Here is a 1,656-nt window from a genome sequence, read left to right on the forward strand (position 1 = left end):
GCGATGAACAGGCCGCGTCCGCGCGACGGCCTTGCGGCCTCACGCTCGCCGAGACCCGGAACAGCCATCTCCTCGTCGAGTTCGGGATCGTAGTCGAGTTCATCGACGGTGAAATCATCGGCTTGGGAAGCCGGCTGGCTCCCCGGCAGGTTGTCGAGGTCGTAGCCCGAGGCGTCGGCATAACCCGTGGGCGGCGCCGCGCGGGCAGACATTTCCATCGGCCGCGCCGCATAGGTTCGCGCTTCCGGCTCATAGCCCGGCTTGACCCCGTCATAGCCCGGCTTGAGGCTGTCATAGCCCGGCTTGAAGCCCGCGGCATAGGAGCCATCATCGTAAGACGCGCCGGCCGCGTTGCTTGCTGGGGCGGCAGTCACCTCCACCGCGTTCATCTCGGAGAGAAGGCTGGAGAACTCGGCATCGAGATCGTCATAGCCAGGCGACGCCGGCTGGTCTTCCTCGAAGTGCAGTTCGGGGATATCGAGATCGTCCGCCAGCGCCACGACACGCTCGGGCACATCGACCGTCTCGACATCGGGCATGTCTTCGTAACGCGCCGGCTGGCGCGATTGCGGCGCCGATACTGGGGCAGCGGGAGCCAAGGTTTCGACCGGCTCGGACGAACCATAGGACGTCATGGCGGCGACTGCCGGCGCTGCGGCCATGGATGATGCCACCGAAGCGGCCGGCTGAGCGCTAAACGTAGGCTGCGTGCTGAATGACGGCTGCTGCGGAACCGGCGTCACGCGGCTCCACGAACGCGTCGGCTCTGTCGGTTGGGAACGCTCCGCAAGCCAATCGAAAGAATCCGCCGAATTGTCCCGGGGAGCGGCTTCATCACGCGGATCAAGGCCCTGGGCCAAAGCCGCGTCCAACGCATCATCGTCGAAATCGACATCGCCAATGGTGTCCGAGTCCGGATCCTGGAGTTCATCAAGCATAAGATCGTCAATATCCGCGTCGGCCGCTTGGGCCGTGCCAACATGTCGATTCTGCTCAGGCGTGGTTTCGTCAAGATCCCAGTCGAGGTCGCCGACAAGGTCGGCCGGTTCCTCGGCAGGCTGGGCAACAGGCGGCGGGGCAGCGACAGCCGGCTGAGCCGTGACAGGCTCGCTGGCCACCGGCGCCGTGCGGGAAGTCATGGCGCCCAGCAGCGCATTCAACTCGTCTTCCAGGCTCCGTTCGTCCGCAATCGGGGCGTGCACCGCCGGCGCGACATTGGCTTCTGGCGCCGCCGGCTGGATCGTAGCGGCAGCAACTTCGGCGACCGGCTCTTCGACCGTTTCGGCGAACGAATCTTCAAAGTTCAGGTCGAAGGCATCGTCCGACAGGCCTTCAGGGTTGGAAATCTCGCTTGTTGAGTCCGCAGCATCGGCAAGCACTTCATGCGCTTCCGGCTCGTCGAAGGCGATCGGCTCATCCGCGCGAACGTCGAAATCCATGTCGACATCGGCCATGGCATCGTCGAGGCCAGCAAAGCTCTCGTCGGAGATTGCCTGGCCGTCAAGCGCCGCCGCCTGCTCCGGCATGGCATGCTCGACGGGATCGGCGGCCATGAATGACTGTTCCGCCGCCGAATGGTCGTCGAGCATCAGCTCGTCTTCAAGCGACATTGCCACCGCATCGTCGAATTCGTCATCGGAGGCAACCGGCTCGACA

General features: G+C 64.6%; 1 pseudogene. It reads right to left on the reverse strand.

The annotated features are described in order from the left end of the window. Window positions 1-1,656, reverse strand: a pseudogene (locus ENZ75_RS31185) (SPOR domain-containing protein); the annotation flags it as partial.

It is taken from the genome of Mesorhizobium sp. M7A.F.Ca.CA.002.04.1.1 (genome assembly GCF_004022805.1).
GTDB classification, from domain to species: Bacteria; Pseudomonadota; Alphaproteobacteria; order Rhizobiales; family Rhizobiaceae; genus Mesorhizobium; species Mesorhizobium ciceri.